The sequence below is a fragment of the Flavobacterium branchiicola genome, assembly GCF_018383905.1.
GTDB classification, from domain to species: domain Bacteria; phylum Bacteroidota; class Bacteroidia; order Flavobacteriales; family Flavobacteriaceae; genus Flavobacterium; species Flavobacterium branchiicola.
This window is the reverse complement of the sequence record NZ_JAGYWA010000004.1, coordinates 626,686-643,488: the sequence shown is the minus strand read 5'-3', so window position 1 is coordinate 643,488 and position 16,803 is coordinate 626,686. Positions and strand designations below refer to the sequence as shown.

General features: G+C 33.3%; 13 protein-coding genes and 1 other RNA gene. 6 read left to right on the top strand and 8 right to left on the bottom strand.

Annotated elements, in window-relative coordinates; translation table 11 throughout:
- Positions 1-163 precede the first annotated feature (163 nt).
- From KHA98_RS12805 to KHA98_RS12795, 3 genes are all read right to left on the bottom strand, one after another.
- Complete coding sequence (locus tag KHA98_RS12805; protein ID WP_213258321.1) at positions 164-1,189, bottom strand: glycosyl hydrolase family 18 protein; 1,026 nt, start codon at positions 1,187-1,189, stop codon at positions 164-166.
- A 66-nt stretch (positions 1,190-1,255) separates the two neighbouring features.
- Positions 1,256-2,773, bottom strand: coding sequence for a SusD/RagB family nutrient-binding outer membrane lipoprotein (locus KHA98_RS12800; protein ID WP_213258320.1), 1,518 nt, complete (start codon positions 2,771-2,773; stop codon positions 1,256-1,258).
- An 11-nt stretch (positions 2,774-2,784) separates the two neighbouring features.
- Positions 2,785-5,970 carry a SusC/RagA family TonB-linked outer membrane protein gene (locus tag KHA98_RS12795; RefSeq protein ID WP_213258319.1) on the bottom strand — a complete coding sequence of 1,062 codons (3,186 nt, stop codon included), beginning with the start codon at positions 5,968-5,970 and terminating at the stop codon, positions 2,785-2,787.
- 274 nt (positions 5,971-6,244) lie between these two features.
- Here KHA98_RS12795 and KHA98_RS12790 point away from each other — a divergent pair, with 274 nt between their 5' ends.
- The 3 genes from KHA98_RS12790 to KHA98_RS12780 all read left to right on the top strand — a co-directional run bounded on the left by KHA98_RS12790 (position 6,245) and on the right by KHA98_RS12780 (position 9,642).
- Positions 6,245-7,297, top strand: a complete 1,053-nt coding sequence (locus tag KHA98_RS12790) for a sensor histidine kinase (RefSeq protein WP_213258318.1) — start codon at positions 6,245-6,247, stop codon at positions 7,295-7,297.
- Positions 7,287-7,988: a LytR/AlgR family response regulator transcription factor gene (locus tag KHA98_RS12785; RefSeq protein ID WP_213258317.1), complete on the top strand. Its 702-nt coding sequence runs from the start codon at positions 7,287-7,289 to the stop codon at positions 7,986-7,988. The genes KHA98_RS12790 and KHA98_RS12785 overlap by 11 nt, the downstream gene beginning before the upstream one ends.
- A 178-nt stretch (positions 7,989-8,166) precedes the next feature.
- Complete coding sequence (locus tag KHA98_RS12780) at positions 8,167-9,642, top strand: MFS transporter (RefSeq protein ID WP_213258316.1); 1,476 nt, start codon at positions 8,167-8,169, stop codon at positions 9,640-9,642.
- Between the two features lie 103 nt (positions 9,643-9,745).
- Here KHA98_RS12780 and KHA98_RS12775 read toward each other — a convergent pair whose 3' ends face one another.
- The 4 genes from KHA98_RS12775 to ffs all read right to left on the bottom strand — a co-directional run bounded on the left by KHA98_RS12775 (position 9,746) and on the right by ffs (position 12,221).
- Positions 9,746-10,243, bottom strand: coding sequence for a hypothetical protein (locus tag KHA98_RS12775; RefSeq protein ID WP_213258315.1), 498 nt, complete (start codon positions 10,241-10,243; stop codon positions 9,746-9,748).
- Positions 10,244-10,334: 91 nt separating this feature from the next.
- Positions 10,335-10,991: a fructose-6-phosphate aldolase gene (gene fsa / locus KHA98_RS12770; RefSeq protein WP_213258314.1), complete on the bottom strand. Its 657-nt coding sequence runs from the start codon at positions 10,989-10,991 to the stop codon at positions 10,335-10,337.
- A gap of 125 nt (positions 10,992-11,116) precedes the next feature.
- Positions 11,117-11,920 carry an SDR family oxidoreductase gene (locus KHA98_RS12765; protein WP_213258313.1) on the bottom strand — a complete coding sequence of 268 codons (804 nt, stop codon included), beginning with the start codon at positions 11,918-11,920 and terminating at the stop codon, positions 11,117-11,119.
- A gap of 203 nt (positions 11,921-12,123) precedes the next feature.
- An RNA gene (ffs, locus tag KHA98_RS12760) (signal recognition particle sRNA small type) lies at positions 12,124-12,221 on the bottom strand.
- Between the two features lie 88 nt (positions 12,222-12,309).
- On the opposite strand from ffs, the gene KHA98_RS12755 reads away from it, so the two are divergent.
- Both KHA98_RS12755 and hutI read left to right on the top strand, forming a co-directional pair.
- Positions 12,310-13,362 carry a glutaminyl-peptide cyclotransferase gene (locus KHA98_RS12755; protein WP_213258312.1) on the top strand — a complete coding sequence of 351 codons (1,053 nt, stop codon included), beginning with the start codon at positions 12,310-12,312 and terminating at the stop codon, positions 13,360-13,362.
- A 95-nt stretch (positions 13,363-13,457) separates the two neighbouring features.
- On the top strand, positions 13,458-14,696 hold the full coding sequence (hutI, locus tag KHA98_RS12750) for an imidazolonepropionase (protein WP_213258311.1): 1,239 nt from the start codon (positions 13,458-13,460) through the stop codon (positions 14,694-14,696).
- An 87-nt stretch (positions 14,697-14,783) separates the two neighbouring features.
- Here hutI and KHA98_RS12745 read toward each other — a convergent pair whose 3' ends face one another.
- A complete protein-coding gene (locus KHA98_RS12745; protein ID WP_213258310.1) occupies positions 14,784-15,662 on the bottom strand; it encodes a hypothetical protein in 879 nt (292 codons plus the stop codon).
- 97 nt (positions 15,663-15,759) lie between these two features.
- Between KHA98_RS12745 and KHA98_RS12740 the strand changes: the two genes are divergently transcribed.
- On the top strand, positions 15,760-16,797 hold the full coding sequence (locus tag KHA98_RS12740; RefSeq protein ID WP_213258309.1) for a formimidoylglutamase: 1,038 nt from the start codon (positions 15,760-15,762) through the stop codon (positions 16,795-16,797).
- Positions 16,798-16,803 lie beyond the last annotated feature (6 nt).

Sequence of the window (16,803 nt, the reverse complement as noted above, 5' to 3'; positions counted from 1 at the left end):
TTAGTGAATATAATAAAATTTCACAACTACTTACAAAACAACCTTTTAGCAAAATAAAAAGCATCAATAAACGCTTTTAAATGATTATTTTAACAAAACATTAGTTCTATACTCCTTTTAACTTTTGCAGATTATTTAAAAATAAATGTCGTTGGTTTAAATATTAATTATTGCAGAGGCCTGTAGTTTTAATTTTCATCGAATTAAATTTTTTATGAATAACTTCTAAAAGAGAATATTCATCAAAAGAATCCTGAGCGAGTTCCCAAATCATAATTCCTCCGGTATTTTGTACTGCATATTCTACCTTTTTAGAAATTGTTGGTCTTCCGTTATAATATATCTTTCCTAATTCATCAAGATCAGCAAATTGTTTTCCTATTTCTACAATTTGTCCGTAAGTTGAACTTGTAACATCAGGAAATGTGAAATTATAACCATAAAATGGTACACCAAGCGTCAGTTTTTCACTGGGAACGTTTTGCATTTTGTGCCAAAAATCAATTCCATTAACGGCAAAATCAAAAGAGCTATGCTGGCCAGGGTTGTTTGGTGTCCAGGGCCCAGTGCTGTCATAAGCCATAATATTTAAAAAATCAAATGCATCCAAAGCTGTTGTACTGATGTTTTCAAATCTGGTAGTATTAGGCAATGCCGCCGTCATAATTTTTTTATGTTCTGAAAGACTTTTTTTTAATTCAATTACAAAATCACTATAACCAATTGTTACGGCATTCCATTCAAGATCTATATCAACACCATCTAAATGATGAAGCGCAACAAAATTTATAATATTCTGAATTAAAACTGGTCTGTTTTCTGGTTGATCTATAAGCCAAGACCAATTTGAGGCCTGTTCTTCTGAAATTACGCCTCCTGCCAAAGAAATACTTATTATAATATTAGGATTGGCCGATCTAGCATATTTAACAAGAGCATCAATATCTCCCGTAAAAATGATATTTCCATTTTTATCAGGATTTGCAAAAGCAATATTGAGATGTGTTAATTTGCAAAACTGAATTGAAGTCATTTTACTAAAATTATCCACCGATAAATACCCCACTATTCTAGCCGTTTTTGGCTTTAAATCTGTAACATCATTTCCTTTTTTAGCAGGACTACTGTAAACTGATAATAGCGAATTTATAAAGAAAAGAATGCCTAATAAGGCCTTATTACTGATCATAATTTTTAATTTTAATTAGATTGAAATAATACCGTATTAGGCATAGCTTTATTTTGAGATTTTACGTTAGTTTACATCCCACCAAACTTTATTTGTCCATTCATTCTTACCTCCCATTCTATCTAAAGCTTCCTGGAAATTCGCTCCATTTTTCTGCGCTTCATCATTTGGATAGTATAAACGTGTTGGAACAACTCCGCCTGTTTCTGAATCAGGATTTGTTATTGGTAATAATTTAGGGAATCCTGTTCTTCTCCAGTTTGAATATGCTTCGATACTGTTTAACAAATAAGTAACCCAAAGCTGCGTTGCAATTTGTTCTTTTTCTTGTCCGGCAACTAAAGGTTTGCTGTTTAAATAAGTATCTATTGCTCCTTGAGTTGGCAAAGCTGCCCCATAAATTACAAGTTGTCTGATCCCCGCTTCAACTCCTTTTTTATAATAATCGGCTGCAGAACCTGTAACCCATCCTCTATAGGCAGCTTCAGCCAACAATAATTGTGATTCTGAATAACTAACATGTAAAAAAGGAGTTGTTTTTAATTTTAAATATGGCTGAATTCCTGAAATTGCAGTAGATCCACCTTGCATTTCCCATTGAAAAACTCCGGGAGTATTTCCAACATATAATTCCTCTCCAGGAGCAGGAGCTCCTCCATTTGCTCCTCCTGTTTTAGGAGTTGCAAGCATTGTTAATCTAGGATCGCCATTGTTTCTTAAAAAATCGATCATCAGCGAACTGAAGTGATCTCCATTTTCGTTTCCGATAAAAGCATAGGATAATCCGTTTCCTCTAAAATCAAGTGCTCCCGGAGTATCATTAAAAGGATAATCCAGACATTTCATCAAACAGTTATCAGCATTACTTTCAAAAACACCATTTTGAAAGGCAGCTTTTGCTTGCTTTTCAGCTTCTGCCGGACTTACTTCTGAAATTCTCATAGCAAGACGCAAGCGCAAAGTATTGGCCAGTTTTTTCCATTTTGAAATATCCCCATTATAAAACTGATCTCCTTTTACCGTACCGCCACCATCATTTAGTTGAACAAACGCTTCTTCCAACTCTTTAAAGAAGGCATTGTAAATATCTTGCTGCTTGTCATATTTAGGGGTTACAATTCCTTTTGAGAAACCTAAACCAGCTTCGGAATAAGGAACATCTCCATACAAATCTGTAATACGCTGTGCAATCATCACCTTCATGATTTTTGCTACGGCATTCATGTTTACAAGAGCCGGATCTTTAGATGTATTTTCAATAATATCAACTGCGCTTTTTAGTTCATTAGCATATCCATTTCTCCATAAAGCGGTAGCATAATCATCATTTTTTTTGAATTTACTTCCAAATTCTGTCACGTTCCATGCTCCGGCATAATGTTGCACAAATCCTCCGGAATAAATCAAATTAGCTCTCCATTGATAATATCCATCACCAGACAAACACAATTGGGTAAAGGTTAGTTGTCCTGCAGGATTCGCAGATAACGCAACCGGATCTTTCTCCAGTGCATCAAAGTTTTCTGTACAGCCTGATAACGTAAGAACTACTAATGAGGCTATTATAATTTCTTTAAATTTCATAATTTCTTTTTTTAGAATGTAATTTTAAGATTAAAACCATATGATCTTCTAAATGGCAACGAACCATATTCAAAACCTTGTCCATTTCCTGAGGTATACATAGACTCCGGATCAATGTTTGGTAAATCTTTATTGATAGTGAATAAGTTTCTGGCAAATACCGACATATATATGGAGTTGATTTTTGCTCCCTCAAAAACACTTTTTGGTATTTGGTATCCTAAACTTACTTCTCTCAATTTCACATAAGATGCATCATAAATAAATGGTGCCGGTGTATTGTTAAATACAGAATTCCAATAATCTTGCGGATTTACAGGAGTTGTATTTTTTACATACACAGGATTAGCTTCTGTTCCTGTATTTACTACTCCGTTTGCCACGTAACCCGCTGTAGGAATCCAGGTTGCCTGACTGAAATTAGGATCATTTGCAACAGCCTGTGCTCTTGCTTCATTGTAGGCATCTCTTCCTTCTGTAGTAACATCAAGAAGTCCTTTTTGTGCAGCTAAAGAGTTTGTCATAGAAAAAACATCCATTCCAAATTTCATGTCAATTAAAAATTGAAGCGTGATGCCTTTATAAGAGAAACGGTTTGTTAAACCTGCTGCCCAATCCGGAAGACCTTTTCCTAAAGCCACTTTTGTATCTGTGTAAACAGGAAGTCCATTTGCTCCAACAATCATTTCTCCAGAAGGCGATTTTTGAAAATCTTTACCTATAATAGTTCCGTATTGTCCTCCAACTTGCGCAACAATCGCCGCACCAGCCCAACGAGCTTCAGAAATAGTATAAGTATCAATTTGCGGATGCAATGAAAGAATCGAGTTTTTATTTTTAGAAAAGTTCAAATCAATTCCCCATTCAAAATCTTTTGTTTTGATTGGTGTTCCTGATAAAAAGATCTCAATACCTTCATTACGAAGTTTACCCGCATTTACAGAAATAAACTCATATCCGGAAGTTGCAGAAGATGGTAAATCGATTGTCTGATCTGAAGTATCTTCACGATAAACTGTAATATCTGCTTTTAATCTGTTTTTGAAGAAAGCGGTCTCCAATCCAAACTCAATTCCGGTTTTTGACTGATAAGTTAAATTAGGGTTTGGTGCCGAAGTATTTTTAATGTTTACAACACTACCTCCATTATAAGAAGAGTATGTGGTATAATTTAAAGCATTTTTATACGCTCCCGGTGCATTTGAAACTTCTGCCCATGATGCTCTGAATTTTCCATAAGAAAAAGTATCGCTTTTGATATTAAATGCATCAGAGAAGATAAAACCTAATGAAGCTGCCGGATAAAATGCATCTTTATTAATTACACTAAACCAATCATTTCTTCCTGTAAATTCTGCATACAAATAACCTTTATAATCAAATTTTGCAGAACCATAAACTGAATTTGTTCTTGTTCTGGTATCTTGTGGTGCATTTTCTGTCTGATTAGAAAAATTACTGATATACTCCGTTCCCGGCTCGATAATATTGGTTCCGAATCTTGAACTTTGCTCTCTTCTAAAATCTCTTCTGCTTGCTCCTAATATTCCTGAAAATGTAACATCCTCAGACAATTTAATACCTGAAAATGTTGCAATCAAGTCCGTATTCATTTCAGAAACCTTAATATCTTCAAGTCCAAGATAACCACTGTCTCTTCCTGGCCATGTATTTCCCCAAGCCATAAAATCCTTAGAACCAAAATTATAAGTATCTAAACCTGTTCTAAACGTCAAAGCAACCCAATTTTTTAGCTGATAAGTTCCTGCAACATTTCCTGTAAAACGATTTTTTCTGCTTGAATTATGATTCTCATTTACAACCCAATACGGATTCAATGAATATACATTGTTATTCCATGGGTACATTGAACCATCTTCAGGATTAACAGAGTTTTTAAGCCATGCCTGATCAATATTTGGCGCCAAACCACTTAAAGAATATCCAACATTATTTGGCGAATCTCCTAAACCTGGTCGGTTATCTGTGTTTTCAACCATATAATTTACGTTTGCATCCAAAGTAAATTTCTCAGATTTAATAGTCGCATTCAAACTGGCATTGTTTCTTTCTAAACCTGATTCTGGAATTACGTCATCATTTTTAAGATTATTAAATCCAAAGCGAACAATTGCATTCTCACTTCCTGCAGAAAGAGAAATCCCGTTTGATGTCGTAAAGCCTGTTCTAAAGAAATCCTGAATATTGTTATTTACTTTAGCATAAGGCCTCATAGAACCATCAAATATTTTTACTTGCTGACCAACGGCATCTGAAAATTTAGGTCCCCATGCACTTGTAGTATATTGATAAACTTCGGCAGGAGCTTTATTAGGATCTGGTAAAATTCCGTTTGATCCTGTTCCGTATTCTGTCTGGTAGTCATTGTATTTGGCGTTTACTCTGTCAAAACTTACACCGCTGGTTAATTCGACCTGTAATTTTCCTTTGCTTCCTTTTTTAGTTGTAATTAAGATTACACCATTTAACGCTCTGGAACCATATAATGCTGCCGCTGCTGCACCTTTAAGAACCGTAAGACTTTCAATATCATTTGGATTAATACTCGAAATACCATCTCCGCTATCTCTTCCATCAAACCATTTACTTGTTGCTGCATTATCATTAGACAAACCTGAATTATCAATAGGAACACCATCAACAATATAAAGTGGCTGGTTACTCTCACCTATACTTGATATACCTCTAATAATAACTCTTGTACTTCCTCCTACTCCTGTTGCAGGAATCGATACATCAACACCGGCAACTTTACCTGATAACGCCGTTGCTACATTGGTTGTGATTACTTTATTCAGCTGATCTCCTTTAACATCCTGAACCGCATAACCCAGTTCTTTCTTTTGTCTCTTGATACCTAAAGCAGTAACTACTACTTCGTTTAGATTTTGAGTATCTTGTGACAATACAACATTCAAGGTAGTTGAACCTGCCACAGTTACAGCTTTAGTTTTAATTCCAATATACGAAAATACAAGCACATCTCCTGTAGAGGCCTGAATCGTATAGACTCCGTCAAAATCAGATTGGGTAACCGTTTTTGTACCTTGTTTTAGTACACTAACTCCTGGCAACGGTAATCCGTTTTCATCGCTTACCAAACCTTTGATCGTTTTCACCTGTGCATTCAAGTGCGAGGCGAGAAAAATCATAAAGATTAATACAATTTGTTTCATTATTTTATGTTTTTTTTTAGTTATGTGATAAATATATTGTTAATATTATCCTAAATAAAACAATTTATACAAACAGCAAAAAACTATAAACCAACAACACAAATCATTCAACATTATGTTTTACGAAAACGTTATTTTCAAAAAATAAACCATAATTTCACTTTTTTTGTATTTTTTTATTCAAAAGAATTGCGTTTTAACCGCTAATTGTTTAAAGTTGCACAATATTTAAAGCATATTACCCCAAAAAAAAGCTAAAAACCAGTAAACCAAGTTGAACGAAATTCAAAAACTAAAATTCAATATTAAACTTCAAAATCATGTTTGGTTTTGGGGTAGTTATTTTACTTTAAATTTTTTAAGGTGGGGAGCTTACTTTAACGATTATGCTTATTCATTCAAATCAAACCTGATCGAATTTTCTCTGCATATCCCTTTAGTCTATTTCAATCTTTTTGTTTTAGTTCCCAAATATGTATTAAAACAGAAATACAAAACCTATACATTTTCACTTTTACTCAGTCTGTTTGCTATTTATTTAATTAAAACAGCACTTACCTTTTATATTATATCCGAAAATATCTGGCCGGAAGCTAATCGCGAATACCATCCCTTTGAGATTAATCATATAGTAGCTGTTTGTATTGGAGAATTGTATGTTCTGGCAATGGCATCTTCTGTTTATCTTACTTTGACATGGTTAAGAGAAAGAGAACGAAATCGCTCATTGAGAGAAAACCAATTTAAAATCAAACTGAAATATCTGGAAAATCAAATCCAGCCACATTTCTTCTTTAACACCTTAAATAATCTATACGCTTTATCTCTGGAATCATCAGACAAAGTTCCTGATGTAATCATCAAACTTTCAAACTTGATGGAATATGTATTGTATGATGTAAAAGGAACAAAGTTTGTTCCGCTTATTAAAGAGATTGATTACATCCAGAATTATATTGAAATAGAGAAACTTCGTTTTACTAATGTCGAAGCGAGAATTAATGTAGAATCAAGCATTGAAGATATTGTAGTGCCCCCGCTGATTTTTATTTCACTTGTTGAAAACGCCTTTAAACACGGTGGATTAAACAATCAAAACTTAAAAATAAAAATCAATTGTAAAGTTATTGACAATAAACTGTTAGATTTTGAAATCCTAAATAATTTTGTAATTTCACAAAATCTTAATTCAAAAGGTGGAATTGGATTAGTCAATACAAAAAAAAGATTGAAATTAATTTACAAAAATAATTTTAGCTTAAAATCCAGTACTAAATTAAATTACTATATAATCCGTTTGCAAATACCTATTCATAATGAAGATTAAATGCGTATTGATTGATGACGAACCTTTAGCTATCAAAGTCCTGCAAAATTACTTTGTGAATTTTACAGATTTTGAAGTTGTTGCCACATTCAATAATTCTTTAGAAGCACTTGATTTCTTAAACAGCACTCCTGTAGACGCTGTCTTTTTGGATATCAACATGCCTATGATGACAGGTTTTGAACTGATTAGCTTAATCGAAAACAAAACTAAAATTATTATTACAACTGCTTTTAGAGAATTTGCTGCAGAAAGTTATGATCTCGATGTTTTAGATTATTTAGTAAAACCAATCCCACTGCCAAGATTTATAAAATGTATTAATAAAATTACCACAGAATTTAATCTCAAAAACAATATAAAAGTTGAAACTGCCAAAGGTGATTCTCATATTTTTATCAAAGTAGATAAAAAGATGATGAAAATTAATATTGAAGAAATTTTATTTATCGAAGGAATGAAAGAATACATAAAAGTAGTTACTCCCGATAAAACCTATATCACACATAAATCTTTAACTTCTCTATCTGAAGAATTGCCAGCCGATCGTTTTTTACGCATTCATAAATCTTATGTGATTGCCCTGAATAAGGTAAAATCAATAGAAGGAAACCGCATTCAGATACAATCGTACACTATTCCGATAGGCAGAAACTACAGCAAGGATGTAAAAAATAAAATTCTGGAATAACCCTCGTCGATAATCCCATTTTCTAACTAAGTTAAAACTAACACATTGTTGAAAAAATAATGTCGTTGGTTTAAATTTAACATTATTTGTGCCTTTTTATTTTTTTTTGATATTCGTAACAAATATATTTACGGTCTTCAAAAAACAATAAAATTAAAAAATTAACCTTATTACAATTATGAGTTCAGAAAATGTACAAACCAAATGGGGGCAGTTTATCTCCTTGATAATCGTCTTCTTTTTTTGGGGTTTTGTTGGTTCTGCCAATGATATCCTGATTCCAGTATTCAAAAAAGTATTTACTTTATCACAAGTACAATCACAATTAGTAGCCTGGGCATTTTATGCGGCATACTTTGTAGGGTCAATTATATTCTTTTTAATATCTCTAAAATCAGACGTTTTACAAAAATTCGGATACAAAAAAACACTTTCTGCCGGATTACTTCTTTCTTCGCTTGGTTCGTTTTTATTCGTTCCTGCTGCGACAATGGAAAGCTTCCCATTCTTCTTAACAGCTTTATTTACTGTAGGTTTAGGGTTTTCTATTCAGCAAATTGTTGCTAACCCGCTAGCCATTAAAATGGGAAGTCCAAATACCGGAGCTCACCGTTTAACTTTAGCCGGAGGTGTAAACTCTTTCGGAACTACTATCGGCGCAATCTTATTAGGAATTGCATTATTTGGAATGGGCGACAACAAAAAAACAAACCTTTCTTTAGAAGACATCAAATTACCTTTTATCATTTTAGGTCTTGCGTTTATTGTAGTGGCAATCTTCATGTATTTTTCTAAAATTGAAGATCCTGCAAAAGCAGATGAGGAAGAAGCTCAAATAGAGCACAAACACAATAAATTCAGCATTTTAGATTACCCGCAACTTTATTTAGGTATGTTAGGAATCTTTATCTATGTTGGAACCGAAGTTACAATCATTAGTAATTTACCTGCTTTATTACACACAAATGAATTTGGAAACGTTTTAGAAGATGCTATTGCTCCTTTTATCGCTTTATACTGGGGAAGTTTAATGATTGGCCGTTGGAATGGTGGTGTTAACGTTTTCAACACTTCAAACCTGATCAATACAGCTTTAAAATTCATTGTACCAGCTGTAGCATTTGGAGTAATTATTGGAGCTAATATTTTTGCTGCACATGATGTTCGATCATTCTACATTTACCCAATCTGGATTTTATTATTCATTGCAGTAAGTTTTGTAGGCGGAAAAAATGCTGGGAAAACTTTAATGCTTTTCGGAATATCAGGTTTAGTAATGATGGTTGCCGGATTAGTTTATCCAAATCCTGAAATTGCTAAATTCTTCTTTATCTCTGGAGGTTTATTCTTATCTATCATGTGGCCTTCTATCTTCGATTTAGCAATTGCTGGTTTAGGAAAAAACACAGGAAAAGCATCATCTTTCTTAATTATGATGATTCTTGGAGGTGGAGTTATTCCGTTAATCCAGGGAAGTATCTGTGATATCGACTCAACAAGTCCGGGTGGAATATTCGGAATTAGCTGGACTCACTTTTCTTACATCGTACCACTTCTTGGTTTTGCTTACTTAGGATTCTACGGTTTCTATTGCCCTAAAATCTTAAAAAGACAAGGAATAAGTCACGTAGAAAGCGAAGGCGGCGGACACTAAAAATAAAACATAAAAAAAACTCCCATTTAATAAATGGGAGTTTTTTTTTATAAGTAGACCATCTAAAAACTTAGCTCCTTAGCATCTTAGAATCTTAGCGACTTTACTTAGCCTCAATAATATTACTCAAATTCTTCTTAAAAACAGCCCTGTTTTGATCCGAAATCTTATAAACAACTTCTTTGTCAGCATGAACAACGACTTTGTCAATATTAGCTTCTAATAAAGCTTTGGGATCTTTTATTTTTAAAGTACACGCTCCATCAAAAAAACCGTCATCTTCAATTATTTTTCGCGCTTCAATAACAGTTCCATCTGTCAAAACAGCAGAAATCTTCATGGAATCATTTAAAGTTTTAGAATAAAAACCATCCATTACCAGTAACAAACGGTAATTATTTTTCATTTCCGGCCCCTTAAACTCATGGCGCGTAATATTATATCGCAACCCTTTTGCCAAAGTTTGAAATTTCACGGTGCAATCCAGCTCGTAAGTAGCCACATCACCAGCATCATTTACACTTGTCAAAATCTTGGCCGCTTGTGCATTTATAGACAGACTTGCAGCGAAAAACGAAACTAAAACCAATATAATTTTCATAAGCTTTTTTTTTACGTTCACATAAAAGTAAAAAAAAAATCGTCTTTTTTCAATAAAAAAAAGACGATTTGAAATTATAATAACTTGATTCTTATTTATTTCCTTTTTCAAAGTCAGCAACAAACTGTGCTAAACCGATATCAGTCAAAGGATGTTTTAATAAACCATAAATAGCAGAAAGTGGCCCTGTCATAACATCTGCACCAATTTTAGCACAGTTTACAATATGCATAGTATGACGTACAGAAGCTGCTAAAATTTGAGTCTCATAACCGTAGTTATCATAGATCTCTCTAATTTCCTGGATTAAGTTTAAACCATCTGTAGAAACATCATCTAAACGACCAATAAAAGGAGAAACATAAGTTGCACCCGCTTTTGCAGCCAATAAAGCTTGTCCTGCAGAAAACACAAGAGTTACGTTTGTTTTAATTCCTTTGTCTGAAAAATATTTCGCAGCCATTACACCTTCTTTCGTCATAGGTAATTTTACAACGATTTGGTCGTGCAATTCAGCCAACTCCTCACCTTCTTTAATCATTCCATCAAAATCCAAAGCATTCACTTCAGCACTTACATCACCTTCTACCAGATTACAGATATCAACGTAATGCTTCAAAATGTTGTTTTTTCCGGTAATTCCTTCTTTTGCCATCAATGATGGATTAGTGGTTACACCATCTAAAACACCTAAAGCCTGCGCTTCTTTAATTTGAGCTAAATTAGCTGTATCAATAAAAAATTTCATAATCTATATATTTAATTGTGTGTTGAAAAAATTCGGTGCAAAATTACAAAATCAATACCAATAACAATTTCAAAATCTAAAGCATTTTGACAATTATGTGTAAAATCTTGTTATTGACACCATTTTTAAAGTTTATAATGATTCATTAACATTTTCTCGTACATTTTATCCGGCAGCGCACGCTTTAAAACAATTGAAAATTTCTGCATAAAAGCACCCACTTTATAATGCACTTTTGGTTTATTGGTCTCAATAATTTTAAAAACAGCTTCAGCCATTTCGTTCGGGTTACTTCCTGCATCAACATGATCATTCATGGTAGCCAAAACATCACCGTAAACCTTTTCATAAGCCGAATCTTTAATAACTGGCGCATGATAACGTCCAGCCGCAATATTCGTTGCAAAATCCCCTGGCGCTACATTTGTAATTTCAATACCAAAAGATTTAACTTCCATTCTTAATGCTTCAGTAATTAACTCCAAAGCCCCTTTTGATGCTGAGTAAACACTTCTGTAAGGAAGCCCCATATAACCGGCAATTGACGTGATATTAATTATTAAGCCCGATTTTTGATTACGCATTTGTGGTAAAACCGCTTTCATAACCTCGATTGGTCCAAAAAAATTGGTTTCAAAATTATTCCTGATTTCCTCTGTCGGAATTTCTTCCAAAGGTCCTGTAATTCCTACCCCGGCATTATTAATAACAATATCTAATCTACCGGAAGTTGTAATAATTTTTGCAACCGCATTTTTGATAGATTCAGCGTCTCGGACATCTAAAGCAACTAAAGGAAAAACTGAATTTAAAACTTTCTCCGGATTTCTACTTGTTCCGTAAACAACAAAACCTTTCTGATGCAAAAATTCGCCAATAGATTTTCCAATTCCTGAAGATCCTCCGGTAATTAAAACGACTTTACTCATTCTTTTTAGTTATAAGTTATAGGTGATGAGTTATAAGTTCTTGGGGATAATTTTATTTTTGAGCAGAACACTCAATTTGCAACTTCTAACCAATAACATTTAACTTCTGATAAGTCCAAAAATAAAAAAATCTCCCCGAAGGAAGACTACTTTTATATGAATTCTAAAAAAAGAATTTATGTAACAAAAAAAAAAAAAAAAAAAAATGGCAAGCGACCTACATCGCACCGCTCAACCACGTACCCTTGCTATGTTCCCATCCTGGGGGAGTCTGCAGGAGCTGGTCGTGTAGGACTTGCCGGTGCAAATATACAATCTTTTTATATTTTTGCAAGACCTTTGTTGCAATTAAAATATCGTCGTATATTGGCTTATTCAAATTTTACACTATGAAAAAACATAACTTCTTAGCTTTCATTTTATTAGGAATTACATTAATTGGATGTGGAGATAAAAATAAAGGTGAAAATTCTTTATTTACTATAGATGATTCTGCTTTTCCTGCCCATCTTACGCAAAAAGAAGTGCTTTCAATCGGAATTTTAAACCCAAATTCGAAAGAAATCGACAGCGTTGTCTACTTCGTAAACGATCAAAGAGCCGGAAGCACAAAAGGCGCTCAAGATTTTAGATTTGAATTATTAGATCAAAAATTAGGTTATCAATACATAAAAGCTTCTGTTTATTTTGGCGGAGATTCTTCTGATGCTACTAAAAGAATTGAAGTGGTTTCGGATATTGAACCTAAATTATTAAAGTATAAAGTTGTAAACACGTTTGCTCACGACAAAAAAGCTTTTACAGAAGGACTGGAATTTTACAATGACACATTATATGAGAGTACCGGACAGGAAGGCGCTTCGTTTATAAAAAAATACGATTATAAAACTGGTAAAGTTTTCAAGCAAATTGACCTTGATCAGCAATACTTTGGAGAAGGAATTACATTTATTAATGGTAAATTATTCCAGTTAACTTATAAAAACAAAAAAGGTTTTATCTACGATGCAAAAACATTAAAACTTGAAAAAACCTTTGATTTTGAAAAAGATATCGAAGGATGGGGAATGACAAATGACGGAAAACACATTTACCAGACTGATGGTACTGAAAAAATCTGGAAAGTAAACCCTTCTACTCAAAAAATGATTGATTATATCAATGTTTACTCTGGAGCTTCAAAAATTAAAGCAGTTAATGAAATCGAATGGATTAATGGTAAAATTTATGCTAATGTATGGTTTAAAGATGCTATTGCAGTTGTAAATCCGGAGTCTGGTGCTGTTGAAGGAATTTTAGATCTGTCTGGTTTACGAAAATCCATGACTGACATTACAAAAGATGATGTTTTAAATGGAATTGCTTACAACCCAAAAACAAAAACCATTTTTGTAACTGGTAAAAACTGGAGCAAGATGTTTGAAATTACCGTTTCAGAATAAATCAAAAACAAATAATTTTACGAATTTCACAAGTTTCACATAATATTACGTGATAATTTGTGAAATTTGTGTTTTTAAACCTATCTCATAAAATAATGATTACTTTAATTACCAACATACAAGAATTGCTTCAGGTTCGTGAAACATCAATTCCTAAAGTTTCAGGATCAGAAATGGCCGTGCTTCCAACGATAAAAAATGCTTTTTTAATTTTAGAAGATGATTTAATTGCTGATTTTGGCTCGATGGACAATCTTCCAAAAATAAATGCCGATAAAATTATTGATGCAACTGGTCGGGTAGTACTTCCAACATGGTGCGACAGCCATACTCATATTGTGTACGCGGGAAATCGTGAACAGGAATTTGTAGACCGAATTAATGGTTTTACTTATGAGGAAATTGCTAATCGCGGTGGTGGAATTTTAAACTCTGCCAAGAAACTAAACGAAACATCTGAAGAAGAAATTTACGAGCAATCTAAATTGAGACTAGAAGAAGTTATGCATCTGGGAACCGGAGCCGTAGAAATAAAATCAGGCTACGGATTGACTATTGAAGGCGAAATGAAAATGTTGCGCGTTATTAAAAAACTGGCAGAAAATTATCCAATCTCGATTAAAGCTACTTTTCTTGGTGCACATGCTTTCCCTACACACTACAAAGAAAATAAAACAGGATATATTGATGAAATTATAACTCAAATGATTCCTGAAATAGCAAAAAACAATTTAGCTGAATATATAGATGTTTTCTGCGAAAGCGGCTATTTTTCTGTAGAAGAAACAGAAAAAATCATGCACGCAGGAATTGAAGCTGGTTTAAAACCAAAAATTCACGTGAATCAATTCAATTCTATTGGCGGAATTCAGTCCGGAGTTAAATTTAAAGCTCTTTCTGTTGATCATTTAGAAATTATGACACCGGAAGATATTCAAGCCTTAAAAGGATCAGAAACAATGCCTGTTGCATTACCTTCTTGTTCCTATTTCTTAAGTATTCCATATACACCGGCACGAGAAATGATAAAAGCAGGTTTACCTTTAGCTTTGGCAACAGATTTTAACCCTGGCTCTACTCCATCGGGCAATATGAACTTTGTTGTTGCTACAGCTTGTATCAAAATGAAAATGACTCCTGAGGAAGCTATTAATGCAGCCACAATAAATGGCGCGTATGCTATGGGAATTTCAGCAACTCATGGAAGTATTACAAAAGGAAAAAAGGCCAATTTAATCCTAACTAAACCTATTTCTTCTTACTATCAAATTCCTTATGCTTTTGGAAGCAATTTAATTGAAAGTGTTTTTATTGAAGGAGAAATTTTAAAATAAACAAAAACATATATTCATAAAAAAAGGTCTGTGAGAAAATCACAGACCTTTAATATCAAAGTGGTATTATTATCCTTTTGGCACTACTTATCTTAAGCTGAAACTAGTTTTAGAAACTACTTCATCATTATCAAAAACATTGATATAATAAGTTCCTTTTTCGAAATCTTTACCAATTAAATCTTCTGAAACATTTACAGATTTGTTTTCATATTTAACTGTAGTTTTAAAACTGTAAGTTAACGTATTATCACCAAAAGTTTCCGTTTTCTTGTCACCTAAGACATTGTTTTTGCTATCGATAACCTGTACATAATACGTTTTATCTCCAGATTTAGCAATTTGGTTTTCAGCAATTGTAAAACTTACTTTCAAGACATCAGCACGACTTGCTTTATCTGTTTCAATTTGCTTTCCTGAACCTTTTACTTTGTAAGCTATAGTTTTAGTATTTAAAACTGATAACTTAGACCCTTTTTCTACTGTTTTTGCCAGCTCTTCGTTTTGACCTACTAATACTTCATTGTATTTTTTAGACTCTCCTAAAACTACAATAGTACTATCTCTCTGAACTGTTAAAACTCCATTTTGTTTTTTCAATTCGTCGTTTTCAGCCACTAACGTTTTCATTTTACCCTGCATCGCCTGAACTTGAGATCTGTATTTAGATACATCTCCTTTTGATTTGTTCAAATCATCCATTAAAGCCACTACTTTATCTCTTTCCTGAATCAATTCATCAGACATTGAAGTATTTTCAGCAATTGCAGCATCATAAGTTGCTTTTAATTCCTGCAAATCTTTCATAACAGATTCTTTTTCTGTCATTGTTGTTGTCAGTTCAGTTTTAACCACTTCTGTATCAGAAGATAATTTAAAAATATACACTAAGCTACCAATCAGTAGGACTGCTAAAACGGCAATTATAGCCTTTAGACTTGAGTTGTTGTTCTTTGGGTTTTCCATATTGAATAATTTTCTTTAAAAACAAATTTAAGAATTAATATATCCTAATAACGTAAGTTGTTACAATTATATTATTTTTGAGCAATAATTTTTTTTTATGGATAAACTGATCCCTTTTACTGTAAATGATTTAGCAAAAGTTACCAATCACAGAAGTGGTGAAATAAAGTTTGGTGAGAAAATGATTGTCATTCCTAAAGGAGCCGACAAAATCAAATTCTTAACCGAAAGTGAGGCTAAATACGTGCTCTTAGGAATTCCTGAAGATATTGGCGTGCGTGCCAATTACGGAAGACCTGGCGCTGCATCGGCATGGGAAAGCGCTATAAAGAGCATTGCCAACATTCAGCATAATCGTTTTTCAAAAGGAAGTCAGATTATAGTTTTAGGACAAATCAATGTATCTCAAGAAATGAAAGATGTCGAAAATCTTGACTTTAATGACATTGATGATCGTTCTAAATTAAGCCAATTGGTTGAAAAAATTGACAAAGAAGTTTCTCATATTATCTTTACTATTATAAAAGCAGGAAAAACACCTATAATTATTGGCGGAGGTCATAATAATGCCTACGGAAATATTAAAGGATCTGCACTTGCCAAAGGAAAACCTATAAATGCCATTAATTTTGATGCGCATTCTGATTTTAGGATCCTAGAAGGACGCCACAGCGGAAACGGCTTTTCATACGCTTATGAAGAAGGTTTTTTAAAAAAGTACTTCATCTTCGGTTTACATGAAAACTACACATCAAAAAGCGTTTTAGATATTATTAAAAAGCTTGAAGATCGCGTTCGTTACAATACATACGATAGCGTAAACATCCGTAAAGAAAAAGATTTTGACAGAGAAATGGCTCTGGCTTTAGAGTTTATAAGAAGTGATTCTTTTGGAATTGAAATTGATCTGGACGCTATTCCTAATATTGCCAGCAGCGCCATGACTATTAGCGGTTTTTCTGTAGAAGAATTACGTCAGTTTATATCCTTTTTCGGACAGCACAAAAATGCCACCTATTTACATATTTGCGAAGGGGCACCAGATTTAGCGGATTCTCCAAACAATAATTTAATTGGAAAATTAATTGGATATCTGGTAACGGATTTTATTAAAGCCAACAACGAAAAGGTTTAACTACAT